The sequence below is a fragment of the Paenarthrobacter sp. NPDC089675 genome (assembly GCF_044749185.1).
GTDB lineage: Bacteria > Actinomycetota > Actinomycetes > Actinomycetales > Micrococcaceae > Arthrobacter.
Genome location: NZ_JBIVHM010000008.1, coordinates 107,081 through 130,468 on the forward strand (window position 1 = coordinate 107,081; position 23,388 = coordinate 130,468).

Sequence of the window (23,388 nt, forward strand, 5' to 3'; positions counted from 1 at the left end):
CGAAGGGGGGACCGCCGTCGTCGCGGTTTTATCTGGGGTACTTAGGCAGGCACCTAAGCGGTGCGCTTGGCAGGCGCGACAACCTTGATGACGGCGGAGTCGTCAGCGGCGGCGAGGCCCTGGGCCTGGCCGAGAAGGTAGAGCTGCTCGGCGGCAGCAGCAACAGGAGCAGCAAGTCCGGCGGCGCGGGTGGCCTTGCCCACGATGCCCATGTCCTTGACGAAGATGTCCAGGCGGCTCAGTACCTCGGCGCCGTCCTCGGTGTAGGCCTCCAGGATGCGGGGGCCGCGGTTGGACAGCATGAACGAGCCTGCAGCGCCGGCTTCAAGGGCAGCGAGGGTCTTCGCCTGGTCCAGTCCGAGGGCATCGGCGAGGGCCATGGCCTCGGCAGCGGCAGCGATGTGCACGCCACACAGGAGCTGGTTGACGGTCTTGAGCGCCTGGCCGTCGCCGGGCTTGTCGCCAACGATGCTCAGGGTGGAGGCCAGCAGTTCCAGTGCCGGACGGGCCTTTTCAAGGGCTTCGGGCTCGGCGCCAACGACGATCAGCAGGTCGCCTTCGCCGGCGCGCTTCGGGCCACCGGAGAGCGGGGCGTCAACCAGGGCAACGCCGTATTCCGCCAGCTTGGCGACCGTGGCCGGGATGGCTTCGGTGCCTACGGTGCTGCCGAGGATCACGACGGCGCCCGGCTTCAACACCGACGCCACGCCGTTCTCGCCGAAGAGCACATCGTTGAGCTGCTCGCCGTTGCGGACAGCCAGGAGCAGCGCGTCGGCGTCCTGGGAAGCCTCGCGGGCGGAAGCGAAGGTCTTGATACCGGCTTCGGCTGCAAGCTCCAGGCGGGCTTCGGCGATATCGAAACCGTGTACGGTCAGCTGGGATGCGAGGCGGGTTGCCATCGGCAGGCCCATGGCGCCGAGGCCAAGGACGGTTACGGTGTAATTGCTGGTCATGGTGTTCTCCGTTGAATTAGAAAGCGTTGCTGAGCTTGCGGGTGACCTGGGCAAGGGACTGGTCGTCGCCCACGTTGCCCGCGAAAACGATGTAGGGGATGCCCTTCGCCGGTCCGTCCACGGGTTCCCAGAGGGAAACGATGCCCGGGAGCATGGGGCCGCGCACGATTGCGTGCCGGATTTCAAGGCCGTGCGCGGCGACATCTGACGAGGTGATGCCGCCCTTGGCGATGACGAAGCGCGGCGGGAAGATCTTCAGTGTGCGGTTCACCACGGACACGACGGCGGCCGAGACCTTGCGGGCGATCTCCAGGCTCGCTGCGGGATCGTCGGTCTTGATCAGCAGGCGGCTCGTGTGGACGATCACGTCGCCTTCGCGAAGAGCCTCGACGACGTCGGACACTACGGTTCCGATGTACTCGTCTGCTTCGCCTGCTGTGGTCAGCAGCTTCTCGACGTCGATCTCGACGATCCGGGCGCGGCTGTGCTCACTGGTGAGGACGTTGAGCTGGCGGGTGGTCAGGCCAACATGCGAACCAACCACTATCAGGCCGCCGGCGGTGGAGGGGGTGTTGCCCGCGTACGCCTCTTCGCCGGTCAGGGCTTCGCGGATCTCCTGGCCGATGCGGCCGCGGACGAACGGCGGGCCCACGCGGTACAGGAGCTTCTTGCCGCGGCGTTCTGCTTCGTCCAGGCCGAGGGCCAGGGCGCGGAAGTCGTTTTCGGTGACGATGTCGGCCACGATCGGGGTGGAGTCCGTGGCTGACTCGATCGCGTCGGCGATTGCCTTGGCGGAGATCGCGGGGTCGTTGGCTGCGGCTCCGGCGCGGATGATGTTCAGGTCAAGGACGATGACATTCGCTGCGGAGAAGCGTCCCTGGGACTTCTCCTCCACGTACTTGGCCAGCTCGGAGTTGGCAAAGCCGAAGGTGGCATCCTTCGCGAATTCGGTTTCCGCCACGGGGGTGAGCGTTCCGGCGTCTTCTCCGGTGCCGCGCATGTAGTGCACCCCGCCGATGGTGACGCGACCGGCGTCGGGAAATGCTGGAACGATGACGACGCCGTCGGTCGGCTCGCCGGTCTCGGCGGCAACTGTGGCTGCGATGGTGTCCGGTTCCAGGGGGTAATGGCCGCGGAGGGTGGAGTCGCTGCGGCTGACGAAGCCGAGCTTCACCTTGCCGTCGGCTGCGGCGAGGGCGTTGCGGACGATCTCTTCGTTGCGTGCAGCGGCCTCGGCCGCATCCAGGCTACGGGTGTTGGTCAGCACGTAGACGGCAGGCTTGGTCTGGTTCTCGCTGATGTGGGTGAAAGCCCACGTGAAGTCCTCAACGTCCCAGCGCGTCAGCACGGCCAGGTCGGCTACGGACTGGGTACCCGTGGGGTCGTCGTCCAGGACCACCAGGATCTTTGGTGTATCGGCAGAGGACGCTGCAACGGCGTCGGCCACGAGCTGCGCGGGGATCTGGACCTCCGCCGGAAATGCGGACAGAACGTCGGCTTCAAGGATCACGGAACACTCCATCGTGGGAAATCTGTGTGGCAATTGCGTGAATGTAAGATGTCAGACATCTAACATTTCCTTGTCAGTGTGACACGCGGCTCTTCTCTGCGCAAGGTGCCGCTCGTCACTAGGCTGGGGCCATGCCTGACACTCCGGCTCCGCAGTGCTTCGTCGAGGTGCGCATGCCCGCCGGCCAGCCCGGCAACCAGCCGCCGGCAGTGCTGATCCACGGCTGGGCCTCCCACTCCCTATATTGGGAGCCGCTTGCCGCACGGCTCGCCGAGGCCGGCCAAACGGTGTGGATCCTGGACCTTCCCGGCTACCACCCGGGCCAGGAGCTGCCACCGGGCTTCACCTGGACGCTGGATTCAGCCGCAGCCTCGGTCGCGGCCACCATCGAGGCGCAGGGAGCGTCACGAGTGCACCTGGTGGGACATTCGCTGGGGGGTATGGGAAGCTGTCCCGGGAGAATACGGACCTGCTCAGCAAAGGGTTTGAAGCACCGTTCCCCGTGCTCGCCGCCAGCACCAAGGCGGCCATGACCGGCGTCGAACCCTCAGTGCCCGGGCGCGTCACCGCGCCCTTGCTGGTGATCGCCGGAACCGGCGACCGGGTGCGCTCAATCGGACAGATGGAAGGGTTCGTGGCTGGAGCGCCAGGACGGCAATTACGCGCGGTCCCCGACGCGGGCCACAGCGTCCACTGGGAACAGCCGGACGCGTGCGCCGCAGCCTTGCAGGGGTTTTGGAGAACAAGCCGGCCAACGCCAGCGTAAGATGTCTGACAACCCTTCCGCCCGGGAGAAAAATCCTCCAGGTGGACGGTCCGGAGTAGAAGATTGGGGACACATGGCACGCAAGTCGCTGGTGGGCGTTGTTGCTGATGAGCTGTTGGATCGGATCGTTACCGGCGAATTTCCGCCCGGCACCGTAGTCCCAGGCGAACTGGAGCTCAGCGCACGCCACGAAGTGAGCCGGATGACCGTGCGCGAAGCCATGAAAACGCTGGAAGCACAGCGCATCCTCAGCGTCGAGCGGGGGCGCGGAACCTTCGTCAATCCATTGAACCAGTGGACGTCCCTGGAAGCCGTACTTCGTGCCGCCTCCGAAGGAACCAAGGATGCCGAAGCCGCGATCCAGCTCATCGAACTGCGCCGCATGCTGGAAACCGGGGCCTGTGAACTCGCCGCCGAGCGCATCTCGGACCAGGACCTTGCCGTCCTCAAGGATCATGTGGACAAGATGCAGGCAGCCCACGAGGTGAACGACGTCGCGGCCTTCGTCGAATCGGACCTCGCGTTCCACGACGTCATCCTTCACGCTTCAGGCAACGTCTTCGTCGCCGTGTTGTTCGAGCCGCTGCACCGCGTTCTCGAGGCCCGTCGGACGGAGACCTCCGCCGTCCCCGAGATCCAGGAACACGCGATCGGCCACCACCGGAAAATCGCGACAGCCTTGTCCTCACGTGATCCCCAGGAGGCGCGACTCGCCATGGACGCCCACATGCAGCAGACCCTGGACGACCTGAAGAAGTACGTGCTGGAGGCGTAGCGTACGCCCAACTGAGTAGCAGTTAAGCACGTTTTGAGCGGTCAGAACGCGCTTAACTGCTACCTACATGGGTGCTTAGGCGTCCACTTCCGTGTTCACGATGTAAACGTCGCATGGCGCACCGTGGGCCACGCTGTTGGCGATGCTTCCGAGCACGCGGCCGAGGCCCTTCATGCGCTTGTTGCCAACCACAATGAGCGAAGCGTTGTGCGTCTCGGCGTAATTGATGAGGGCGTTTGCCGGCGTGCCGCGGGCGGCGTAGTACTTCACGCTGTTGTCCGGAACGTCCAGCTCCTCGGCAACCTTGCGGGCAACATACTCGGCGGAGTCGGCCGAGGAAACCGTGATGCGGTCGCTGCCGCTGCCGAACTCCTCGATCCGGTCATCGGAGAATCCGCTGATCACGTGCAGCTCGGCGCCAAGCGCGGTGGCCAGCTTGGCTGCGGCCACAGCCGCCCTCTTGGCGGTTTCGCTGTTGTCTACGCCGACAACAATCACATCAGACATGCCTTCTCCTCATGGATCGGTTGGGTGGTGCTCCAGTGGTGCTGCAAAGAAATCTACACGCGTTCGCCATTTGCCGGGATCCCCCGTTTAGGCCGTGTCATGCCGGGTAGGGGTAGGGGTATCGGCTCAACCGGAAAGGCAGGATCATGGCACATCAGTCATTCAATCCGCAGACGGCTATCGTCACGGGTTCGGATTCAGGCATCGGACGCGCCACGGCCGTCGCTTTGGCCAAGGCAGGCATGGACGTGGGAATCACATGGCACTCGGACCAGCAAGGCGCCGAAGACACCGCCCAGGAAGTCAGGGACCTTGGCCGCAAAGCCGTGGTCCAGCAACTGGATACCACCAAAGCCAAGGAAACCGCTGCGGCAATCGACCATCTGGCAGAAGAGCTCGGCGGGGTAGACGTTTTCGTCAACAACTCAGGAACGGGCGATGGCACCAAGTTCCTGGAACTCGACTACGACACCTGGATGAACACGCTGGACACAAACCTCAACGGAGCATTCGTTGCCATGCAGGCAGCGGCCAAACGCATGGTCCAGGCGGGACGTGGCGGGCTCATCATCGCTGTAACGAGCGTCCACGAGTTCCAGCCACGTGTTGGTTCCTCAGCCTACGATGCCTCCAAGCACGGCCTTGGCGGGCTCATCAAGACCATGGCCCTGGAACTGGCGGAGCACGGCATCACGGCAAACAACGTGGCACCCGGCGAGATCGCGACGCCCATGACGGGCCAGACGGACCAGGACCCACGCCAGGAGGAACGGCCGGGCGTACCCGTCGGCCGCCCGGGCGATGCCAGGGAAATCGCCGCCGTCATCGCCTTCCTGGCCTCGCCGGATGCGAGCTACGTCAACGGCGCTTCCTGGCCGGTTGACGGCGGAATGCTGCAAATGGGACCCCAGGCGGGATCGCATATTACAAGCAATGACTGGCGGGAAAGCTAAGCCGCAAAGTCTCTGGCCGCACGAACTTCCGTGGGCTAGTCTGCATGAACGGCCTGCCTTGCGGGCCCGATTTTCCAAGATTCGAAAGACGTTGATGAGGAGCACCATGGCTGGCCACACCTATAGCGTTTCCGAGATTGTAGGAACTTCCACCGAGGGCGTCGATGACGCCATCAAGAACGGCATTGCGACCGCTTCCCAGACCCTGCGCAACCTGGACTGGTTCGAGGTCAAGGAGATCCGCGGTCACCTTGAGGATGGAGCCGTGGCCGACTGGCAGGTCACCATCAAACTGGGCTTCCGCCTGGAGCGCTGAGCGCCTTCGCTTCGGGATGGCGGTTAATGCCGGTGTTCGTCAGGAACATCGGCATTAACCGCCAGGTCCCCGGAGCCGCCCCTGCCGCCGTCGGGCGTCGCACCAAAGCTGCTCAAAAGCGTCAAAGCGTCCGACGACGGCGACCCGGCCTTGGCGGAATAGACCCGAAGGTGCTGGTCGGCGTCGTCCGGGAGGCTGAGCGTTTCAAAGTTCAGTTCGAGATCGCCGACCACCGCATGGTGCAGGCGCACGATGCCTGCCGAACGGGTAGCCACCCGGTGGCCCGCCCACCACTGGCGGAAGTGGTCGCTATGTACGGCAAGTTCCCCCACCAATTGATTGGTCTGGGGATCATTGGGGTGGCGGCCAACGTCCATGCGCAAAGCGCCCACAGCCTCGGCAGCTACGGTCTTCCAATCCCGGAACAGCACGCCCGCGCCGGAATCGAGGATGAGCCAGCGAGTGAGGTTCCGCTCCCCGGCAGGCAACGACGTGAAATCCGTGAAGAGGAGGTTTGCCATTCGGTTGGCCGCCAGGACATCGGTGCGGCGGCCAAGGACCATGGCCGGAACGTCGCCTACCGCGTCCAAAAGTTGCCGCACCGCCGGCCGAACCTTCTGGACCGGGCCCGGGCCGGCGGCGGAGTTGGCGCAATGGGCCAGGAGGTCCATCATGTGTGCCTGCTCCCCAGCGTCCAGGCGCAGGGCCCGCGCCACGGAATCGAGCACCGCCTTGGAGGGGTGGATGTTCCGTCCCTGTTCAAGGCGGGTGTAGTAGTCGGTGCTCACGCCGGAGAGCCTCGCCACTTCCTCGCGGCGGAGCCCCGGCACCCTCCGGGAGCCCGTGGAACCCAGTGCACCGGCGTCCTCCGGAGTGAGGCGCGCACGCATAACCTTGAGGAACTTTCCGAACTCTGCGCTTTGACCCATTCATCCATTCTGCCCGCGTTTATGACGCCCGATCCACCACTTTGGGTAGGACTGGCAGACCTAGGAAAAACAAGATCACGCTGCAGTGCTGACTCGCCGCCCAAAACTGAATAGGCTCAACACAGAGCCCCGAAAACGCTTTCTGGAATTAGACAAAACACCCTGAGATTTAGAGGAGACCTTCATGCCAGAGCTGACATTGAACAACGGCGTCACGATTCCGCAGCTCGGATTCGGTGTTTTCCAAGTGCCCCCGGGCGAAACCCAGAAGGTGGTGGAAGACGCCCTTGAGGCGGGTTACCGGCACATCGACACTGCGGCCGCCTACCGGAACGAGTCCGGAGTGGGGGCCGCCATCGCCGCCTCGGGTATCCCCCGTGAGGAACTCTTCATCACCACCAAGCTCCGCAACGGCGAACAGGGCGAGGCATACGACGCTTTCCAGCGCAGCCGCGACGCGTTGGGCCTGGACGTGGTGGATCTTTACCTCATCCACTGGCCGGTCCCCTCCCAAGGGCTTTACACGCAAGCCTGGAAGGAAATGGAGAAGCTGTACCAGGACAAGCGGATCCGGGCCATCGGCGTCTCCAACTTCCTTGCGGACCACGTGGACACCTTGCTCCGCGAGGCCGAGGTGGTGCCTGCCGTCAACCAGATCGAACTGCACCCCACGTACCAACAGGGCGAGCTGGCAAGCAAGTGCCGCGACCTGACCATCGCCGTCGAGGCCTACAGCCCGCTCGGCCAAGGCAAGGACCTGAACGCCGAGCAGGTGGCACTCGTGGCCGCGGCGCATGGGACCACTCCCGCGCAGGTGATCCTCGCCTGGCACCTTGCCCAGGGAACCATCGTGATCCCCAAGTCCGCGGACTCCAGCCGCATGCGGGAAAACTTCGGCGCGGCCGATCTCAGCCTCACCGAGTCCGAGCTTGCAGCAATCACCGCCCTCGAATCCGGCGCCCGCATCGGCTCCGATCCCGCCGTCGCAGCTTTTACCCAGCTCTAACCCCTGGCCGCAATCCGGAAAGGACTTAAGACAATGCAGTACACCCACTTGGGCCGCTCCGGCCTGAAGGTTTCCCGCCTCTGCCTGGGAACCATGAACTTCGGACCCAAAACCGAAGAAGAGGCGTCGCACTCGATCATGGATTCCGCGTTGGACTCAGGCATCAATTTCTTCGATACAGCCAACGTTTACGGCGGCGCCGAACACCGCGGCTGGACCGAAGAGATCATTGGCCGCTGGTTCGCGAAGGGCGGCGAGCGCCGGGAACGGACCGTGATCGCCACCAAGCTCTACGGAACCATGACGGACCGGCCCAACGAATCAAAACTCTCGGCGCTGAACATCCGCCGCGCCCTGGATGCCAGCTTGAAGCGTTTGCAGACGGACTACATCGACATCTACCAGTTCCACCACATTGACCGCGATACGCCGTGGGACGAGATCTGGCAGGCCATCGAGGTAGCTGTCCAACAGGGCAAGATCCTGTACTCGGGCAGCAGCAACTTCGCCGGTTGGCACATTGCCCAGGCGCAGGAAGCAGCACGTCGCCGCAACTACACCGGCTTGGTGAGCGAGCAGTCCATTTACAACCTGTTCCGCCGTGAACTCGAACTCGAGGTCATCCCGGCGGCCCAACAGTATGGCCTTGGCCTGATCCCGTGGTCCCCGCTGCAGGGTGGCCTGCTCGGCGGCGTGCTCAAGCAGGAAGAGCAGGGCGTTCGCCGCACCGAAGGCCGCGCGCTGGAGACCCTGAAGAAGCATGAGAACCAGATCCGCCAGTACGAGGACTTCGCAGACGAGCTGGGACATGCCCCCGGCGATGTCGCCTTGGCGTGGCTGCTCCACCAGCCCGCGGTGACGGCACCGATCGTGGGCCCGCGTACGCAGGAGCAGCTTGATTCGGCGATTCGGGCACTGGACGTCACCCTCAACGAGGACGCCCTCAAGCGGCTCGACGATATCTTCCCGGGCCACCGCCCCGCCCCCGAGGACTACGCCTGGTGAGCAGCCTCCTGCCCGAAACAGGCGCCGTCCCGCCGCGGAACATCCTTTTCATCGGCGGGACCGGGGTCATCAGCGCGGCGGCGGCTGAACGCGCCGTCGCACTGGGCCACCGGCTGACCATCCTCAACCGCGGACGGTCAGCCGGGCGGCCGGTTCCCCAAGGTGCCGAGGTGTTGCATGCGGACGTCCGCGATGCCGCTGCCGTGCGCGAGGTGCTTGGAGGACGGGAGTACGACGCCGTAGCGGACTTCATCTCCTACACTCCCGATCAGGCGCAAACGGCTTTGGAGTTGTTCCGCGGACGGACGGGGCAGTACGTCTTCATCAGTTCCGCCTCTGCCTACCAAAAACCTCCCGCCACCTTGCCCATCAGGGAATCGACCCCTTTGAAGAATCCGTTCTGGCAGTACTCGCGGGACAAGATCGCCTGCGAAGAACTGTTCTTCCGGGCCTACCGCGAGGAGGATTTCCCGGTAACGGTGGTGCGCCCGTCGCACACCTACGACCGGACCAAGATTGCGATGGTTGGCGGCTGGACGGACATCCACCGGATGCGGGCGGGGCTGCCCGTCCTGGTTCACGGAGACGGGACTTCCCTGTGGCCCCTGACCCACAGCCGCGACTTTGCCAAAGCGTTTGTGGGACTCCTCGCCCGCCCGCAGGCCATCGGAGAGAGCTACACCATCACCTCGGACGAGTACCTGCCGTGGAACCAGGTCTATCGGCTGTTTGCGCGGGCCGCGGGAGTTCCGGAGCCGGAGCTGTTCCATGTCTCCTCGGAGACCATCGCTGCCCACAGCCCCGAACTCGGTCCCAATTTGCTCGGGGACCGGTCCCACTCCGTAGTGTTCGACAACTCAAAGATCAAGGCCCTCGTTCCGGACTATGCGGCAACCATTCCGTTCGCCGACGGCGCGGCAGAGATCGTGGAATGGCACGATCGGCATTCCGGACTGCAGGTGGTGAATGACGATTACATGGAGCTGAGTGACCGCCTCTACGAGTGGTCGCGACGTCAATTGTTGCCAAGCCCTGCGCTGCCAGCGTAGAAAAGTAAGGAATCTTTCTTTTTCGTTCCGACCAAGGAGATCGTGCCCCATGGCGTCAGCCCCGCTCATAGAACTCAACGACGGACACCGAATTCCCCAGCTTGGCCTGGGCACATGGCCCTTGGACGACACCCAGGTTGCCGAGGCGGTGGTGGAAGCCGTCTCGCGGGGGTACCGGCACATCGACACAGCAGTGAAATACGGCAACGAGACCGGCGTGGGCAACGGGATCCGGAACAGCGGAATCGACCGGAGCGAGCTGTTCATCACCACCAAACTCGATGGTGAATACCAGGGGTCCGGCAAGGCAGTCGCCGGCTTGGACGGTTCCTTGAAGCGGCTCGGCCTGGACTACGTGGACCTGTTGCTCATCCACTGGCCACTCCCCCGCCGCGACGAGTTCGTGTCCACATGGAAGACCTTCGAGGAACTCCAGGCATCTGGCAAAGTCCGTTCCATAGGTGTCTCCAACTTCAAGCCGGCCCATCTAAACAGGCTCTTTGCCGAGACCAGCGTTGTGCCGGCGGTGAACCAAATCCAGGTCAGCCCGTCAGTTCCGCGGCCGGCCGCCCGGGCCTTCAACGAGAAGCACGGCATCGTCACGGAGTCCTACAGCCCCCTGGGTGCCGGCAGCGACCTCCTGAACGCACCGGTGTTGGGGATGATCGGCGAGAAGCACGGCAAGACCCCTGGCCAAGTGGTGCTGCGCTGGCACGTCCAGCAGGGACTGGTGGCCATTCCCAAGACGGCCAATCCCCAGCGCATGCAGGAAAACCTGGACGTGTTCGGGTTCGAACTCGACCCCGATGATTTGGACGCACTGCAAACGCTCGACGCCGGACCGGACGCCGGAGTCGATTCGGACGTCCAGGGACACTAGGGGGAGGACTTATATGGAAACCGTCATCTGGACCGGCTCCTATACAGCCGACCGCAACGCCAAGGGCGAGGGCATCGGCGCGATTTCCGCCGACTCCCACGGGAAGCTCACTTCCCTGGGGCTCGCCGCTGCCGCCGACTCCCCCTCATTTATCGCCCTGCACCCCACACTTCCCGTGCTCTACGCCGTGGCCGAAGAAGCCGGGAAAGTGCAGGCCTACCGCCGTACGGGTGTTGCCGAACTGGAGCCTTTCGGCGAGCCTTGGCCCACCGGGGAAGCGACTTGCCACGTTGCGGCGGATCCGCAAGGGCATTTCATCATCGCCACCTGCTGGGGCGACGGTCAGGTCATCCTCTTCGAACTCGACGACGACGGCGCCATCACCTCCCGCCACAGCGCGGAAGCCGCCGTCGACCCCCACTACAACGGAGCCCCCAACCAGCCGAGGCCCAGCCGCGCGCATTCAAGCCTCATGCTCCCGGACGGCCGGATCCTGACGACAGACCTGGGCAACGACCTGGTGCGGGTCTGGAAGTACTCGGTAGGCGAAGGACTTCACGCCGACCATCAGGTGATCCTGCCGAAGGGCTCTGGACCGCGCCACATGGCCAGGCATTCCAGCGGCACCGTTTTCATCGACACGGAGTATTCGGTCGAGGTGGCGGCGATCAAGGCCGAACCCCAAGGCGTCTTTGAACTCACCGCCATGGTGCCGGTGAGCGTCAACAAACCGTTCGACGGCGATGCGGCAGCGGAGATTGCCCTGTCACCTGACGGGCGGTTCGCCTATGTTGGCGTGCGCGGGTCCAACAGGATCTGCATCCTGAAGGTCGGAGACGACGGAACCAGCCTGGCCCCTTTGGTCGACGTGTCCAGCGGTGGCGACTGGCCGCGGCACCACTTGGTGCGCGAAGGCTGGCTGTTCGTGGCGCACGAAGGCTCCAACGACGTCGTGAGCTACAAACTGGACGCGGAAACGGGCCTTCCGGATGGGCCGGTCAGCCGCGTGGAGACGGGATCGCCAAGCGTCCTGGTACCTGCCGGTTAAAAGCGCCGGGATGGCATTAAGTGCCAATGCTCCGCTCAAACATTGGCACCTAATGCCATCCCGGTGGTTCTTAGGCGGCCCAGACCTCAACGTCGTCCGTGCCGCAGATGAGTTTGCGGCCCGTCGGCTCGAGGATGACCCACAGGAGTTCCTGGTGTTGGGACACGTCATCGACCCGGCCCGTACCGGCGCCCCAGGCAACGTCGTAGATCCAGACGGGATCGCCGGCCTTCAGGTGGCTCCACTCGCTTGCGGGGACATGGCTGTACTCGGCCGGGCGGTGGAGGATGCTGCTGGTCATGCCGACACGTCGGCGGAGAGGCGCCGACGCCACACAGTCGGCGCGCCGTTGTGGGCGGGAAGGACATGCCCCTCGGGGAAAATCTGAACGGCGTCGGGCTCCGACTCGGGACTCCACATACCCGATGCCGGGCAGTGGGAACCGGTAGGCATGACGCGGGTGGCTCGTTCACGCAGGAGGGCGATGCTCTTCATCGTTGAAAACTCATCCTTGGGTAGGTCCGGACTCTGCAGTGTGAAGCAGATCTCCTCAACCCTATGAAACTCCTCCCGCGTTTGTTATGGGCAAATGCACAAGGTTTCCGCATGGTTAGATGCATTTGACCAGCATGATTGGCGCCGTCGAGTCGTGGGAAGGCCCGCAGGACCTCCCATGAAGGTCCTGCGGGCTTCGTTTCGTCCTATTTGTAGCTCAGGCTCAGGAGCATTGCCTTCAACTGGGCATACTGCCGGGACCCCATCCACGCCTTGGCTGCGGCAGGAGTGGCGAACGTGGGTTGCTTTTCGAAGTCGAAGTACACGTAGGCGCTCATCATGCCGTTACCCATTTGGATCTGGTTGGTGCCGGAGCCCGTCTCGCCCTCTTGGAGTTCGGAAGACAGGCGCACGTCCATGCCATACCAGGGCGTCGTGTCGAGTGGCATTGCCGGCTGCGTCTCACCTGGATGGACCATCAAGGCTGCCTGGTGGGAGTAGAACCCGAATTCCACCGTATCCTGCGGCCGGATCATCGACTTCAGGCCGGGCACCGTGGCCCTGTCGAAAACCGTCCGTTTCACCCAACCACCCGTGCCATCTCCATACATCCCGCTGTTGATAACGGCGAGCTTGGCGCCCGCCTCATCAAAGATGGTGGCACCGAGCGACGCAGCCTTCGTCTCCTCCGAAAGGTACGGGCCCTGCTCCGTCTGCACAGTCCAAGCAGCCGGATATGTGAACGACAAATGCCCGTCCGGGAACGTGAACGTCTTCGTCGTCGGCACCTGCACGGGCGGCACAACCGGCGCAGTGGTGGCCACGGCGGGCGTGGTCGGCGTCGGCACTTGGGTGGGTGCCGCCGTAGGGGTTGCCGAGGGCGTTGGGGTGGCCGTGGGAGTTGTCGTAGCCGTGGCGGAAGGCGTTGGCGTGGCGGTGTCCACGGTGACAGCTGGTGCGGGCGTCGAGCTGACCGGTCCGAAGTTGGACGCCACCAGGACCCCCGCGGTGACAGCGGCCGCCCCCAGGAGCAGGCCTCCGGCGATCCGTGCCTTCCGCAGCCGCCGTTCCTCAAGTGATGGAACGCCACGCAGCGGGTTGGTGTCGCTGTAGACGGTGGAGCCGGAGAGCATCTTGTGCAGGGCTTCCTCGCCGTTCGGTTCCGTCGCCGGATCGAAAGGGTCGATTGCGGCAATCTGGTTCTTGATCGGATCCATGGTCAGACCCCCAACTTCTCTGTAGTCGTTTCTGAACCTGCAGGCAGTTGTTTCCGGAATGCGGCGCGGGCGCGGTGCAGCCGTACTTTCGCGGCGGATTCGCTGCACTGGAGAACCTCGGCGATTTCGGCGCTGCCCAAGCCGTCCCAGTAGGCCAACTGGAGGATGTCCCGGTCCTTCTCGCGCAGGCGGGCCATTGCATCCTGTACCGCGACGTTTTCGGAGCTACCGCCGAAACGTTGCACCGCCGTCGTACGCAACTTCTCCTGGAGCGCCTGCTGGCGGTCCCTGCTGCGATAGGCATTCCCCACGAGGTTCCGCGCGACGCTTAGCAAATACGGGAGTTCGGGCTTGGAATCATCCGCCCATTTCTGCCACACCACGCGGAATACATCGGCGGCAATTTCCTCCGCCACCTCCGCCGATTCCACGCGGCGGCCAACAAATCTGAAAACGGCTGGATAGCTGTCTTTGTGAATGGCGATAAACGCCAATTCGCGCTCGGAAAGCACGATTTCCCCCTGATGAATAGAACCCGGAACTGCAGGATACCCATATAGTTTCCGGCCGGGTCGCCACGGTTACAGTGTGCGTGAAGATTCTGCTGGATCATTCGCACCCGCACCCGAAGGAAGCCCGGATTTGCGCGGCTTACTCGGGGAGCCAGGCGAATGATCCAGCAAAATCTGCTTGCGCCCACTTAAAGTCCTGGACACACCGGGCCGAGGGGTGGACACCACCGAGTTGTTCAACGCGGTGGCTGCTTCCTAACCCTCCCGAGTCCGGCCACGCAACGCGGACACGGACCACACCACCACAAACAGGCCAACCAGGATCAAGCCCGCATCACCGAGGTCAATCTCTCCGAGCCACGTGGTCAGCGGATCTTCAAGGTCGAAGGCTGCGTTCAGGAATCCGCCCAGCGTGATGACGGAAATGAACAGGGCAGAGACGGCGGAGATGCCCGTGATCACGGCGTTGAAGCCGAGCTTGCGCTGCGGGTTGTGAATGGCCGACCGGTACATCTTCATCATGGCCACGCCATTCGCTGAGTCGCATAGGGTCATCGCTGCGGTGAACGCGAGCGGCAGGGCCATCAAGGCGAGGGGCGAAACACCGGCTAGGGACGCCGTCGTGGTGATGACCAGCAGCCCGATGGTTGTGGCCGTGTCGAACCCGAGGCCGAACAGGAAACCGATGACGTAGATGTTCCGCGGCCGCTCCACTTTGGACAGCGGCTTGGACAGGAGCCTCGCAACGAATCCCTTGGCTTCGAGGTCCTCGGGCCGGACATCGCCGCCGGCCTGAACGTTCCGGTACGCCTGGGTGGCACGGACGAATGCCGAACCGTTGAAGAGCCCCATGACCAGCAGGAACAAGCCCGAGACCCCGCTGCCGATCAGGCCCAGGACCTTGTTCCCGGTGGTGCCGTCCTCCATGAACTGCCCGATCACCGTGGCGCCCGCCACCACCAGCAAACCGGCCAGGACCACCACTGAACTGTGGCCCAGGCTGAACGCAAAGCCCACGCTGACGGGGTCCTTGCGCTGCGCGACGAACTTCCGGGTGGAGTTGTCGATCGCGGCGATGTGGTCCCAGTCGTAGCTGTGCTTGATTCCGGCCACATAGGCGGTGACCACGAGGCCCAGCGCCAGCGGTTGCGCACCTCCCGCGGCACCCGCCAGCAAAAGCACGACGGCGGCCGCGTGCAACGCAGCGACGGCACCGAAAGTGAACAGCAAGCGCGTGCGGAAGGAGAGTTTTTCCCGGTCCCGATACATTGCGGCGAACTCGGTCAGCGTGGTCATCAGTATTTCCTTAGGTTCAAGGGCTCCTGCCCGTGCCAACGCTTCCGCAGAAGGGCAGTGCAGGCGCCCAGCAATTCATTGAGCTCCCGGGTGCTGTTCGACAACGAACGCATCACCAACCCCGTGGTCCCTGCGACGCTGATGGTCAATGAAACACCCGAACAGGCTTCGTAGTCACGCGCCGCCCGGTCCAGTTGGTCGGCGAGTTCCTGGTTCACCCGGGGGTCCACAACAATCAGGGAACCCAAGTGGCTGTAGCCCTCCATGAATCCCATGCCCGTCACGTCCCCGAGCGGTGGACGAATGAGGAGGTTGTCGAGCGCGAGCAGTTTGGAACCGTGGTCCGTTTCCACCCGGATCTCGTTCCGGAGCCGGAGCTCCTCGTAGCGGAAAGCGGCTCCGTCGGGCGACCAGCCCGGTGTGATGACCTCAGCCATGACGAGGCTCGACGTCGGGCGCAGGCTGATGTGCGAAACCTGCCGGTAGCTGGCCTCTCGGTAGGCGATGAGCTGGTCCGGAACCAGTTCCAGCCGGGCCCCCTCCCCCAGGCGCAGGGTCATCCGCTGCTCGGCAAAGGACTCCGGGGTCCTGTAGATCTTGGTGGCCGATTGCGTAGTGAGCAGCAGCTCCGCGCCGTCCTCCACCTCCACTTCCACGAGGAACAGGTCCGCCCCCAGATAAGCCCCGCCGGGGTTGACCATGACATAGCAAACCTGGCCGCTTTGATCCAAGTAATGCGGCCGGAGCACCCGCAATGCGCCCTCGTGGAACTGCCTCGAAGCAACGGACCTGCCGGCTCGCTCGGCGATCCGCAGCCGGAGTTCACCCCGTGGCGGCGCGCTGACGGCAGTACTCATTGCGCCAGATCGAGCATCAGGACGTCGCGCTTGATCCAGCCCAGCACATTCTCCAACCCTTCGTCCGTCTTGAGGTTGGTGAAGCAGAACGGCTTGTTGCCGCGGAATTCCTTGGAATCCCGCTCCATGATGGACAGGTCCGCGCCCACGTGCGGTGCCAGGTCGGTCTTGTTGATGATGAACAGGTCGGACTTGATCATGCCTTGCCCGGCTTTGCGGGGGATCTTCTCACCTTGGGCTACGTCGATGATGTAGATGGAGAAGTCCACCAGCTCCGGGCTGAAGGTTGCCGAGAGGTTGTCGCCGCCGGATTCGACGAAGATCACCTGGAGGTCCGGGTGCCGTTCCTTGAGTTCCTCGATCGCAGCGGTGTTCATGGAGGTGTCTTCGCGGATGGCGGTGTGCGGGCAGCCTCCGGTTTCCACGCCGATGATGCGGTCCTCGGGCAGGATGCCGTTGGCGGCGAGGATCTTGGCGTCTTCGATCGTGTAGATGTCGTTGGTGATGGCGGCCATGGAGATGTCGCCGCTCATGTGGCGGGTAATGCGCTCCACGAGCTGGGTCTTTCCGGCTCCGACGGGTCCGCCGATGCCGATGATGATGGGCTCAGTCATGTGTCCTCCTTGGTTTAGCTCATGAACATGCGGGCGCGTTGCCGTTCGTGCCGCATTTGTGAAATTTCCAGTCCGGGGCTCACGGCCCCGAAGTCGTCCCGGCTGAGGTGGGGAACAAGCTCGACGGCGGCAGCGACGGCGTCGTGCGTTGCCCGAAGAACCCGCTGCCCGGCGTTCTGGCCGAGCGGGATGGCACGAACGGCGTTCTGCGTCAGGGACGTGACGGTAGCGAAGAAGTAGGCAGCCAGCGCCTCGCGCAAAGGCACGTCAAGGGAACGCGCGACGACGGCGAACGCCAAGGGCTGATGCCCCACCGCGCGCCCCTCCCGGACCAGGCTTCGGTAGGCGTCCAACTCAGGCGAGGGAAACACCTCTCCCCCGATTTCCAGCAGTCGTCCGCCCATCTTGGCGGACGCTTCGCGGACTTCGCGCGCCAGAAGGCAACCAGTCAACAGCTCATCCAGGTCAACCAGGTTGATCCCCTCGTAGAGGAAGCGAATGGCCAGCCCGTCAGAGTACGTCAGCTGCTGCCCGATGAACGACCCCATCCATGCGGTGAATGTGACCTCGTCCGTGACCAGCTCCCGGTCGATGTACGTCTCAAACCCGAGGGAGTGCGCAAACGCCCCCGTTGGCAACGCCGAGTCGGTCAGCTGCTGGAGGGCAAGCTGGTAATCAGTGCGTGTGCTCTGCATGGCGGAACGGCACCGGCATCACCCGTTCCTGCCTGTCGTAGGGCACTCCCACATGCTTGAGGTAGTCCTCAACAGTGTGGTCGTACTGGCACACCATGACTTCTGCCGCGTATTCGGAGGCGGCGTCGAAGAACTGTGCCTGCAAGTGCCGGTTGCCAAGGGAGTGGGCAACGACGCCCATTTCGTGGATGGTCCGCGGGGCGATGATCAGGACGTCCGTTGGCAGCACGGAGATGACAATCAGGTTGGCATCCTCGACGGCGAGGATGTCGCCGTCGCGAAGGTCGCCGGATCCGGAGGGGAGGCGGATGCCGAGTTCCTTGCCGTGGTCCGTGGTGACACGCTGGATCCGCTTGACCAGCAATGCGCTGGGGAGCACCACTTTCTCTTTGTGGTGGTGCGCGTAGGTTTCCGGGGACAGTTCGTGCAGGTTGCCGAGGATTTTTTCGATGATCATGGATGTCCTAGAAGAGGAAGTAGCGCTGCGCCATGGGCAGCACGTCGGAGGGCTCGCAGGTGGCTTCGACTCCGTCAACCGTTACCTTGTACGTTTCGGGATCGACCACAATGTCCGGGGTTTCCCCGTTGTGCTTAAGGTCCGCTTTGCGGACATCGCGAATGCCACTCACTGGCCGGATGACCCGTTCGAGTCCCAGCTCCGCGGGCACTCCGGCGTCGATGGCTGCCTTGGAGAGGAACGTGATGGAGGACTGCTGGAGCGCTTTGCCGTACGTGGCGAACATGGGCCGCATGGTGCGCGGCTGGGGTGTGGGAATCGAACCGTTGGAGTCGCCCATGAGCGCATAGGCAATCTGGCCGCCCTTGATGACCACTTCCGGCTTCACGCCGAAGAACGCCGGATCCCATAGCACGAGGTCGGCGAATTTGCCGGGCTCCACCGAGCCGATGGTGTCTGCCATGCCCTGCGCGATGGCGGGGTTGATCGTGTACTTGGCGACGTAGCGCTTGAGCCTGAAGTTGTCACTCTCCGGCGAACCGTGGACTGCCCCGGAGGGATCACGAAGGACTCCCCTCTGGCGCTTCATGGCGTCGGCCACCTGCCAGGTCCTCGTGACCACTTCGCCCACGCGGCCCATGGCCTGCGAGTCCGAGGAGGTGATCGCGAAAACGCCGAGATCGTGGAGCACGTCTTCGGCAGCGATGGTTTCGGCCCGGATCCGTGAATCGGCGAAAGCAACATCTTCGGGGATGTCCGGGTTGAGGTGGTGGCACACCATCAGCATGTCCAGATGCTCTTCGATGGTGTTCTTCGTGTACGGCAGCGTGGGGTTGGTGGAGGCGGGGAGGACGTTGGGCAGCCCGGCGATCTTGATGATGTCCGGGGCGTGTCCACCACCTGCGCCTTCGGTGTGGAAAGTGTGGATGACGCGTCCATCGATCGCGTTGATGGTGTCTTCCACGAATCCGCACTCATTCAGGGTGTCGGTGTGGATGGCCACCTGGATGTCGTATTCGTCCGCAACCCGTAAGGACATGTCGATGGACGAGGTAGTGGCACCCCAGTCTTCATGGACTTTGAGGCCCACGGCACCTGCGCGGATCTGCTCGGCGAGGGGCTCGACGGCGGATGCGTGGCCCTTGCCGAAGATGCCGATGTTGATGGGCAGCCCTTCAACAGCCTGGAGCATGCGCGAGATATGCCAAGGGCCTGGCGTGATGGTGGTGGCTTTGGTTCCCTCTGCGGGCCCGGCTCCACCGCCCACCATGGTGGTCACTCCGTTGCACAGTGCCGTGGGAACCTGTTCCGGAGAGATGTAGTGGATGTGGGTGTCGATGCCGCCGGCCGTGAGGATCTTCCGTTCACCGGCGATGATCTCGGTGCTGGCCCCGATCACGATGTCCACGCCGTCAGTGATCTGCGGATTCCCGGCCTTGCCGATCTTGAAGATGTGGCCGTCCTTGAGCGCAACATCGGCCTTGTAGATGCCGGTGTAGTCCAGCACGATCACGTTGGTGATGACAGTGTCCGGGATGTCCTCCGAGCGCGTGAGCTGCCCGTTCTGGCCCATACCGTCACGGATCACCTTGCCGCCGCCGAAGACCACTTCTTCGCCGTACGCTGTGTAATCCTTCTCGATCTCGAGGAACAGCTCAGTGTCCGCCAGGCGAATCGCATCACCTGTGGTGGGGCCGTACAACTCGGAGTATTGCTTGCGTGAAATCTCGAAGCTCATTCGGCGTCTCCTTCGGTGACGGGCCCGCCCGGGCGGGTTCCGCCGTCGAGCTTTCCATTAACGGCGTTCCGCAGTCCGAAGACTTCACGGGACCCCGCGAGGTCAATCAAGTGCACGGTCTTGGTGTCGCCTGGCTCGAAGCGCGCGGCAGTGCCGGCTGGGATATCCAGCCGGCGTCCGTAGGCGGCTTCGCGATCGAACTCGAGGGCTCGGTTGGCTTCGGCGAAGTGGTAGTGCGAACCGATCTGGATGGGGCGGTCGCCGCGGTTCACCACCTCGACGGCGATAGCGTCACGGCCGCTGTTGCAGACGATGGCTCCGGATTGGAGCCGGTACTCTCCGGGGATCATTGCGGGCTCCTAGCGGATGGGATCGTGGACGGTGACGAGCTTGGTGCCGTCCGGGAAGGTGGCTTCGATCTGGACGTCGTGGATCATCTCCGGGACGCCTTCCATGACGTCTTCGCGGCGGAGCAGGGCGGTGCCGTAGCTCATGAGTTCGGCCACGGTCCTGCCGTCCCGCGCGCCCTCGATGAGCTCATAACTGATGATCGCAACGGCTTCCGGGTAGTTGAGTTTCAAACCTCGCGCCTGTCTGCGCCGTGCCAGGTCGGCAGCTACCACGATCATGAGTTTTTCCTGCTCACGCGGCAAAAGATGCATCGGTTCTCCTTCAAACTTTCTTGGGGCGCGCAGACGGACGTCAGATCACTCGAGGCAAGAACTGCCGAGGACGTCGGGCGCTACTACTCTTATAGCTCCAAACGTCGGACATATCCACTTGGTATTCCTGCCAACGAATTGCGACCAGCGTATGACTTGCAAGGTTTCGTCCGCGTTTCCTACTCCTGCGAATCCGTTTTGGTTTTGCCTTCGGCCATGTGCTTGCGCACCTGCCAGACGAGCAGGAGTACGACGGCGACGCCCGCCACTACCAGCGCGGCGCCGCGGCCGTAGGTCCGGGCCACTTCTTCGTAGGAATTTCCGGCCAGGAAGCCGATGGTGACAAAAAGGCCGCCCCAGACAATGCCGCCAGTGAAGTTCCACAGCGCAAATCTGCGGTATGGCATTTGGCTGAGGCCCGCGAGTGCCGGCATGACGGCGCGGAAAAAGGCGGTGAAGCGTCCGAGGAACACCGCCAGCCCGCCCCTGCGCGCAAGGAAGTCCTCGGCTCTCTGCAGGCGGGCCCGCCTCTTGTCCAGGATCTTCATGCGCATGATGCGCGGGCCCAAGTGCTTGCCGATTTCGTAGCCCACCGTGTCTCCAAGGATGGCAGCGGCTATGACCACAAGGATCATCACCCAGAGCGGGAAGCCACTTTGGCTCGAGAAGACTCCGCTGATGACGGCCGCCGTTTCACCCGGAATGACGAATCCGATGAACAACGCGTCCTCGGCGAAGACCAGCGCGAACACGATGCAGACCACCACGAGCGGGCTGGCGTGGAGGAGCCCCTCAAAAAGTGACTGCATGGCTTCGAGTTTGTCAAACGCGGAGCTGTGAGGGGAGGGTCAGCCAGCTGCCAATCAGTCATCGAAAACCCATGGACAGTCTAATACATGACTAATATACTAGTTGGGTACTTCACGCCGTGAGCGTGATCGACTCGAGGAGGAGTTAGTCAGCACATGCAGAAACTCGCACACCGGCTTGAACGCCTGGGCACTGAAACTGCTTTCAGCGTCGCGCAGGCCGCTGCCGCTTGGAAGGCGAAGGGCAACCTCGTCTACCCCTTCCACCTGGGTGATATCAACATCCCGACGGCCCCGCACATCATCGAGGCCATGAACAAGGCCATCGCTGACGGCTACACCGGTTACTGCCCCGGCCCGGGCATCCCGCAGCTGCGCGAAGCACTGGCAGAGGACATTGGATCCCGCCGCGGGATCGAATTCTCCCCGGAGAACGTCGTGGTCATGACCGGCGGCAAGCCCGTGATCACCAAGTTCCTCCAGGCCGTGATGAACCCCGGCGAGGAAGTGCTGTACCCCAACCCCGGCTTCCCGATCTACGAATCCCAGATCGAGTACCTTGGCGGCACGGCCGTACCTTACCGCTACGTGCCCACCTCCAAGGGCTTCGCGATCGACCTCGACCAGGTCCGGGCCTCGATCACCCCCAACACCACCGCGATCATCTACAACGATCTGCAGAACCCGATCTCCGCCGAGTCCACCGCGGCCGAACGCGAAGCGATCGCCCAAATCGCGATCGAACACGATCTCTGGGTCCTCTCCGACGAGGCTTACTTCGAAACCCGGTACGAAGGCGTATCGAGCTCCATCACCTCGATCCCGGGCATGGCCGAGCGCACCGTGATCCTCTACACGTTCAGCAAGAAGTTCGCCATGACCGGCTCCCGCCTGGGCTGCGCCGTGGCCCCCAAGGAGATCGCCCAGGTTCTGTCCACCCTGAACACCAATGACGAATCCTGCACCACCCACTACGTCCAGTGGGCCGGCATCGAAGCCCTCCGCGGCCCGCAGGAACCCGTCCAGGCCATGCTCGACATCCTCAAGGACCGCCGCGACGCCGCCTGCGAAATCGTCAACGCCATCCCCGGCATGAACGTCGCCGTGCCGCAGTCCACGTTCTACCTGTTCCCGGACGTCACCGAAGCCATGCAGAAACTCGGCTACACCGCGGTGGGCGACTTCGCCTCGGACGCCCTGTACAAAACCGGTGTTTCCTTCTGCACCCGCGAACACTTCGGCCGGCGCCTGCCCGGCGAAGACCGCCAATACATCCGCCTGGCCTACTCCGGCATCGAAACAGATGCCATCCGTGAAGGCCTCGGCCGACTGCGTGAATGGATCGAAACCGCATGAGCCGCGTCGTCGTCACGGGACGCATCCCCGAAGCCGCCCTCGAAAACCTTCGTGCCTCCCACGACGTCGTCGCCTGGGAAGGTGAGGGATCCATCAGCCGCGAGGAACTCCTCCGACGCGTCGCCGGAGCCGACGCGATCGTCAGCCTGCTCACCGAACGCGTCGACGCTGAACTGCTCGACGCCGCCGGACCGCAGCTGAAAGTGGTCTCCAACGTCGCCGTCGGCTACGACAACATCGACGTCCCGGCCTGCACCGAACGCGGAATCACAGCCACCAACACCCCGGGCGTGCTCACCGAAGCCACCGCTGACATCGCTTTCGGGCTCATCCTCATGGCCACCCGCCGACTCGGCGAAGGCGAACGCCTCATCCGCGCCGGCCAGCCATGGAAATGGGGCATGTTCTTCCTGCTCGGCTCCAGCCTGCAAGGAAAGACCCTGGGCATCGTGGGCATGGGCGGCATCGGCCAAGCCACCGCACGCCGCGCCAAGGCCTTCGGCATGGAAATCGTCTACCAATCCCGCAGCGAAATCGACCCCGCCATCGCCGCCGAACTCGGTGCCCGCCGCGTCGAACTCGACGAGCTCCTGGCGATCTCCGACGTCGTCTCGCTCCACTGCCCTTACGGCCCGAACACCCACCACCTCATCGGCGCAGAGCAACTCGCCACCATGAAGGACACCGCGTACCTCGTGAACACCGCACGCGGCCCCATCATCGACGAAGCCGCACTGGCACTGGCCCTGCGCGAAGGCCAGATCGCCGGCGCAGGGCTGGACGTCTTCGAACAGGAACCCAAGGTCCACCCCTGGCTCCTGGAACTCGAGAACGTGGCCCTCGTACCCCATCTGGGCTCCGCCACCGTCGAAACCCGCACCGCCATGGCAGTCCTGGCAGCAAGCAACACCCTCGCCGTCCTGAGCGGCGAACAACCACCAACACCCATCAACTAAGCAGCAAAGCGGTGGCCGGGGCTTTCC

At 63.6% G+C, this 23,388-nt stretch carries 28 protein-coding genes; 11 read left to right on the top strand and 17 right to left on the bottom strand.

Annotated elements, in window-relative coordinates; genetic code table 11:
* Nucleotides 1–53: 53 nt before the first annotated feature.
* Nucleotides 54–953: an NAD(P)-dependent oxidoreductase gene (locus ACIPY2_RS16885; RefSeq protein WP_400267546.1), complete on the bottom strand. Its 900-nt coding sequence runs from the start codon at nucleotides 951–953 to the stop codon at nucleotides 54–56.
* A 16-nt stretch (nucleotides 954–969) separates the two neighbouring features.
* On the bottom strand, nucleotides 970–2,463 hold the full coding sequence (locus tag ACIPY2_RS16890) for a four-carbon acid sugar kinase family protein (protein ID WP_400267547.1): 1,494 nt from the start codon (nucleotides 2,461–2,463) through the stop codon (nucleotides 970–972).
* Nucleotides 2,464–2,594: 131 nt separating this feature from the next.
* Between ACIPY2_RS16890 and ACIPY2_RS16895 the strand changes: the two genes are divergently transcribed.
* Together ACIPY2_RS16895 and ACIPY2_RS16900 are read left to right on the top strand one after the other, a co-directional pair.
* Nucleotides 2,595–2,996, top strand: a complete 402-nt coding sequence (locus tag ACIPY2_RS16895; protein ID WP_400267548.1) for an alpha/beta fold hydrolase — start codon at nucleotides 2,595–2,597, stop codon at nucleotides 2,994–2,996.
* A 306-nt stretch (nucleotides 2,997–3,302) separates the two neighbouring features.
* The gene (locus ACIPY2_RS16900) at nucleotides 3,303–4,004 is read left to right on the top strand and encodes a FadR/GntR family transcriptional regulator (RefSeq protein WP_400267549.1); all 702 of its coding nucleotides are present in this window, start codon (nucleotides 3,303–3,305) and stop codon (nucleotides 4,002–4,004) included.
* 75 nt (nucleotides 4,005–4,079) lie between these two features.
* Here ACIPY2_RS16900 and ACIPY2_RS16905 read toward each other — a convergent pair whose 3' ends face one another.
* A complete protein-coding gene (locus ACIPY2_RS16905) occupies nucleotides 4,080–4,511 on the bottom strand; it encodes a universal stress protein (RefSeq protein WP_400267550.1) in 432 nt (143 codons plus the stop codon).
* 146 nt (nucleotides 4,512–4,657) lie between these two features.
* On the opposite strand from ACIPY2_RS16905, the gene ACIPY2_RS16910 reads away from it, so the two are divergent.
* Nucleotides 4,658–5,464, top strand: a complete 807-nt coding sequence (locus tag ACIPY2_RS16910; protein WP_400267551.1) for an SDR family oxidoreductase — start codon at nucleotides 4,658–4,660, stop codon at nucleotides 5,462–5,464.
* 106 nt (nucleotides 5,465–5,570) lie between these two features.
* A complete protein-coding gene (locus ACIPY2_RS16915) occupies nucleotides 5,571–5,780 on the top strand; it encodes a dodecin (RefSeq protein WP_011773002.1) in 210 nt (69 codons plus the stop codon).
* A gap of 23 nt (nucleotides 5,781–5,803) precedes the next feature.
* Here ACIPY2_RS16915 and ACIPY2_RS16920 read toward each other — a convergent pair whose 3' ends face one another.
* Nucleotides 5,804–6,709, bottom strand: a complete 906-nt coding sequence (locus tag ACIPY2_RS16920; RefSeq protein ID WP_400267552.1) for a helix-turn-helix transcriptional regulator — start codon at nucleotides 6,707–6,709, stop codon at nucleotides 5,804–5,806.
* A gap of 184 nt (nucleotides 6,710–6,893) precedes the next feature.
* On the opposite strand from ACIPY2_RS16920, the gene ACIPY2_RS16925 reads away from it, so the two are divergent.
* Genes ACIPY2_RS16925 through ACIPY2_RS16945 form a run of 5 tightly spaced genes read left to right on the top strand, consistent with a single transcriptional unit; the run spans nucleotide 6,894 to nucleotide 11,697 of the window.
* Nucleotides 6,894–7,715 (top strand): aldo/keto reductase, encoded by an 822-nt coding sequence (locus ACIPY2_RS16925; RefSeq protein ID WP_400267553.1) that lies wholly within the window; start codon nucleotides 6,894–6,896, stop codon nucleotides 7,713–7,715.
* A gap of 33 nt (nucleotides 7,716–7,748) precedes the next feature.
* Complete coding sequence (locus ACIPY2_RS16930; protein WP_400267554.1) at nucleotides 7,749–8,720, top strand: aldo/keto reductase; 972 nt, start codon at nucleotides 7,749–7,751, stop codon at nucleotides 8,718–8,720.
* A complete protein-coding gene (locus ACIPY2_RS16935; protein ID WP_400267555.1) occupies nucleotides 8,717–9,769 on the top strand; it encodes an NAD-dependent epimerase/dehydratase family protein in 1,053 nt (350 codons plus the stop codon). The genes ACIPY2_RS16930 and ACIPY2_RS16935 overlap by 4 nt, the downstream gene beginning before the upstream one ends.
* A gap of 49 nt (nucleotides 9,770–9,818) precedes the next feature.
* On the top strand, nucleotides 9,819–10,649 hold the full coding sequence (locus ACIPY2_RS16940; protein WP_400267556.1) for an aldo/keto reductase: 831 nt from the start codon (nucleotides 9,819–9,821) through the stop codon (nucleotides 10,647–10,649).
* A gap of 13 nt (nucleotides 10,650–10,662) precedes the next feature.
* Nucleotides 10,663–11,697, top strand: a complete 1,035-nt coding sequence (locus ACIPY2_RS16945) for a lactonase family protein (RefSeq protein WP_400267557.1) — start codon at nucleotides 10,663–10,665, stop codon at nucleotides 11,695–11,697.
* 70 nt (nucleotides 11,698–11,767) lie between these two features.
* On the opposite strand, the gene ACIPY2_RS16950 is transcribed toward ACIPY2_RS16945, so the two are convergent.
* The 13 genes from ACIPY2_RS16950 to ACIPY2_RS17010 all read right to left on the bottom strand — a co-directional run bounded on the left by ACIPY2_RS16950 (nucleotide 11,768) and on the right by ACIPY2_RS17010 (nucleotide 21,049).
* Nucleotides 11,768–11,998 carry a hypothetical protein gene (locus tag ACIPY2_RS16950; RefSeq protein ID WP_400267558.1) on the bottom strand — a complete coding sequence of 77 codons (231 nt, stop codon included), beginning with the start codon at nucleotides 11,996–11,998 and terminating at the stop codon, nucleotides 11,768–11,770.
* Entirely contained in the window at nucleotides 11,995–12,192 is a 198-nt protein-coding gene (locus ACIPY2_RS16955; RefSeq protein ID WP_400267559.1) for a hypothetical protein, read from the bottom strand. Before ACIPY2_RS16955 ends, ACIPY2_RS16950 begins: the two co-directional genes overlap by 4 nt.
* A 206-nt stretch (nucleotides 12,193–12,398) precedes the next feature.
* Entirely contained in the window at nucleotides 12,399–13,409 is a 1,011-nt protein-coding gene (locus ACIPY2_RS16960) for a hypothetical protein (RefSeq protein WP_400267560.1), read from the bottom strand.
* A gap of 2 nt (nucleotides 13,410–13,411) precedes the next feature.
* Entirely contained in the window at nucleotides 13,412–13,921 is a 510-nt protein-coding gene (locus ACIPY2_RS16965; protein WP_400267561.1) for an RNA polymerase sigma factor, read from the bottom strand.
* Nucleotides 13,922–14,176: 255 nt separating this feature from the next.
* Entirely contained in the window at nucleotides 14,177–15,217 is a 1,041-nt protein-coding gene (locus ACIPY2_RS16970; protein WP_400267562.1) for a HoxN/HupN/NixA family nickel/cobalt transporter, read from the bottom strand.
* Nucleotides 15,217–16,074: an urease accessory protein UreD gene (locus tag ACIPY2_RS16975; RefSeq protein ID WP_400267563.1), complete on the bottom strand. Its 858-nt coding sequence runs from the start codon at nucleotides 16,072–16,074 to the stop codon at nucleotides 15,217–15,219. The genes ACIPY2_RS16970 and ACIPY2_RS16975 overlap by 1 nt, the downstream gene beginning before the upstream one ends.
* Nucleotides 16,071–16,688, bottom strand: coding sequence for an urease accessory protein UreG (ureG, locus tag ACIPY2_RS16980; protein ID WP_400267564.1), 618 nt, complete (start codon nucleotides 16,686–16,688; stop codon nucleotides 16,071–16,073). The genes ACIPY2_RS16975 and ureG overlap by 4 nt, the downstream gene beginning before the upstream one ends.
* Nucleotides 16,689–16,702: 14 nt before the next feature.
* Entirely contained in the window at nucleotides 16,703–17,383 is a 681-nt protein-coding gene (locus tag ACIPY2_RS16985) for an urease accessory protein UreF (protein ID WP_400267565.1), read from the bottom strand.
* Nucleotides 17,364–17,840: an urease accessory protein UreE gene (gene ureE, locus ACIPY2_RS16990; RefSeq protein WP_400267566.1), complete on the bottom strand. Its 477-nt coding sequence runs from the start codon at nucleotides 17,838–17,840 to the stop codon at nucleotides 17,364–17,366. The genes ACIPY2_RS16985 and ureE overlap by 20 nt, the downstream gene beginning before the upstream one ends.
* Before the next feature lie 7 nt (nucleotides 17,841–17,847).
* Nucleotides 17,848–19,578, bottom strand: a complete 1,731-nt coding sequence (gene ureC / locus ACIPY2_RS16995; protein ID WP_400267567.1) for an urease subunit alpha — start codon at nucleotides 19,576–19,578, stop codon at nucleotides 17,848–17,850.
* Nucleotides 19,575–19,928, bottom strand: a complete 354-nt coding sequence (locus ACIPY2_RS17000) for an urease subunit beta (RefSeq protein ID WP_400267568.1) — start codon at nucleotides 19,926–19,928, stop codon at nucleotides 19,575–19,577. Before ACIPY2_RS17000 ends, ureC begins: the two co-directional genes overlap by 4 nt.
* A gap of 9 nt (nucleotides 19,929–19,937) precedes the next feature.
* Nucleotides 19,938–20,240 (bottom strand): urease subunit gamma, encoded by a 303-nt coding sequence (locus tag ACIPY2_RS17005; RefSeq protein ID WP_400267569.1) that lies wholly within the window; start codon nucleotides 20,238–20,240, stop codon nucleotides 19,938–19,940.
* A 179-nt stretch (nucleotides 20,241–20,419) separates the two neighbouring features.
* Complete coding sequence (locus ACIPY2_RS17010) at nucleotides 20,420–21,049, bottom strand: DedA family protein (RefSeq protein ID WP_400267570.1); 630 nt, start codon at nucleotides 21,047–21,049, stop codon at nucleotides 20,420–20,422.
* Nucleotides 21,050–21,205: 156 nt separating this feature from the next.
* On the opposite strand from ACIPY2_RS17010, the gene ACIPY2_RS17015 reads away from it, so the two are divergent.
* Together ACIPY2_RS17015 and ACIPY2_RS17020 are read left to right on the top strand one after the other, a co-directional pair.
* Nucleotides 21,206–22,405, top strand: coding sequence for a pyridoxal phosphate-dependent aminotransferase (locus ACIPY2_RS17015; RefSeq protein WP_400267571.1), 1,200 nt, complete (start codon nucleotides 21,206–21,208; stop codon nucleotides 22,403–22,405).
* Nucleotides 22,402–23,361: a 2-hydroxyacid dehydrogenase gene (locus tag ACIPY2_RS17020; RefSeq protein WP_400267572.1), complete on the top strand. Its 960-nt coding sequence runs from the start codon at nucleotides 22,402–22,404 to the stop codon at nucleotides 23,359–23,361. The genes ACIPY2_RS17015 and ACIPY2_RS17020 overlap by 4 nt, the downstream gene beginning before the upstream one ends.
* Nucleotides 23,362–23,388 lie beyond the last annotated feature (27 nt).

Coding starts and splice junctions, on each gene's coding strand:
- ACIPY2_RS16885 (WP_400267546.1), bottom strand. CDS start 953: ATGACCAGCAATTACACCGTAACCGTCCTTGGCCTCGGCGCCATGGGC.
- ACIPY2_RS16895 (WP_400267548.1), top strand. CDS start 2,595: ATGCCTGACACTCCGGCTCCGCAGTGCTTCGTCGAGGTGCGCATGCCC.
- ACIPY2_RS16900 (WP_400267549.1), top strand. CDS start 3,303: ATGGCACGCAAGTCGCTGGTGGGCGTTGTTGCTGATGAGCTGTTGGAT.
- ACIPY2_RS16905 (WP_400267550.1), bottom strand. CDS start 4,511: ATGTCTGATGTGATTGTTGTCGGCGTAGACAACAGCGAAACCGCCAAG.
- ACIPY2_RS16910 (WP_400267551.1), top strand. CDS start 4,658: ATGGCACATCAGTCATTCAATCCGCAGACGGCTATCGTCACGGGTTCG.
- ACIPY2_RS16915 (WP_011773002.1), top strand. CDS start 5,571: ATGGCTGGCCACACCTATAGCGTTTCCGAGATTGTAGGAACTTCCACC.
- ACIPY2_RS16920 (WP_400267552.1), bottom strand. CDS start 6,709: ATGGGTCAAAGCGCAGAGTTCGGAAAGTTCCTCAAGGTTATGCGTGCG.
- ACIPY2_RS16925 (WP_400267553.1), top strand. CDS start 6,894: ATGCCAGAGCTGACATTGAACAACGGCGTCACGATTCCGCAGCTCGGA.
- ACIPY2_RS16930 (WP_400267554.1), top strand. CDS start 7,749: ATGCAGTACACCCACTTGGGCCGCTCCGGCCTGAAGGTTTCCCGCCTC.
- ACIPY2_RS16940 (WP_400267556.1), top strand. CDS start 9,819: ATGGCGTCAGCCCCGCTCATAGAACTCAACGACGGACACCGAATTCCC.
- ACIPY2_RS16945 (WP_400267557.1), top strand. CDS start 10,663: ATGGAAACCGTCATCTGGACCGGCTCCTATACAGCCGACCGCAACGCC.
- ACIPY2_RS16950 (WP_400267558.1), bottom strand. CDS start 11,998: ATGACCAGCAGCATCCTCCACCGCCCGGCCGAGTACAGCCATGTCCCC.
- ACIPY2_RS16955 (WP_400267559.1), bottom strand. CDS start 12,192: ATGAAGAGCATCGCCCTCCTGCGTGAACGAGCCACCCGCGTCATGCCT.
- ACIPY2_RS16960 (WP_400267560.1), bottom strand. CDS start 13,409: ATGGATCCGATCAAGAACCAGATTGCCGCAATCGACCCTTTCGATCCG.
- ACIPY2_RS16970 (WP_400267562.1), bottom strand. CDS start 15,217: ATGACCACGCTGACCGAGTTCGCCGCAATGTATCGGGACCGGGAAAAA.
- ACIPY2_RS16975 (WP_400267563.1), bottom strand. CDS start 16,074: ATGAGTACTGCCGTCAGCGCGCCGCCACGGGGTGAACTCCGGCTGCGG.
- ureG (WP_400267564.1), bottom strand. CDS start 16,688: ATGACTGAGCCCATCATCATCGGCATCGGCGGACCCGTCGGAGCCGGA.
- ACIPY2_RS16985 (WP_400267565.1), bottom strand. CDS start 17,383: ATGCAGAGCACACGCACTGATTACCAGCTTGCCCTCCAGCAGCTGACC.
- ureE (WP_400267566.1), bottom strand. CDS start 17,840: ATGATCATCGAAAAAATCCTCGGCAACCTGCACGAACTGTCCCCGGAA.
- ureC (WP_400267567.1), bottom strand. CDS start 19,578: ATGAGCTTCGAGATTTCACGCAAGCAATACTCCGAGTTGTACGGCCCC.
- ACIPY2_RS17000 (WP_400267568.1), bottom strand. CDS start 19,928: ATGATCCCCGGAGAGTACCGGCTCCAATCCGGAGCCATCGTCTGCAAC.
- ACIPY2_RS17005 (WP_400267569.1), bottom strand. CDS start 20,240: ATGCATCTTTTGCCGCGTGAGCAGGAAAAACTCATGATCGTGGTAGCT.
- ACIPY2_RS17010 (WP_400267570.1), bottom strand. CDS start 21,049: ATGCAGTCACTTTTTGAGGGGCTCCTCCACGCCAGCCCGCTCGTGGTG.
- ACIPY2_RS17015 (WP_400267571.1), top strand. CDS start 21,206: ATGCAGAAACTCGCACACCGGCTTGAACGCCTGGGCACTGAAACTGCT.
- ACIPY2_RS17020 (WP_400267572.1), top strand. CDS start 22,402: ATGAGCCGCGTCGTCGTCACGGGACGCATCCCCGAAGCCGCCCTCGAA.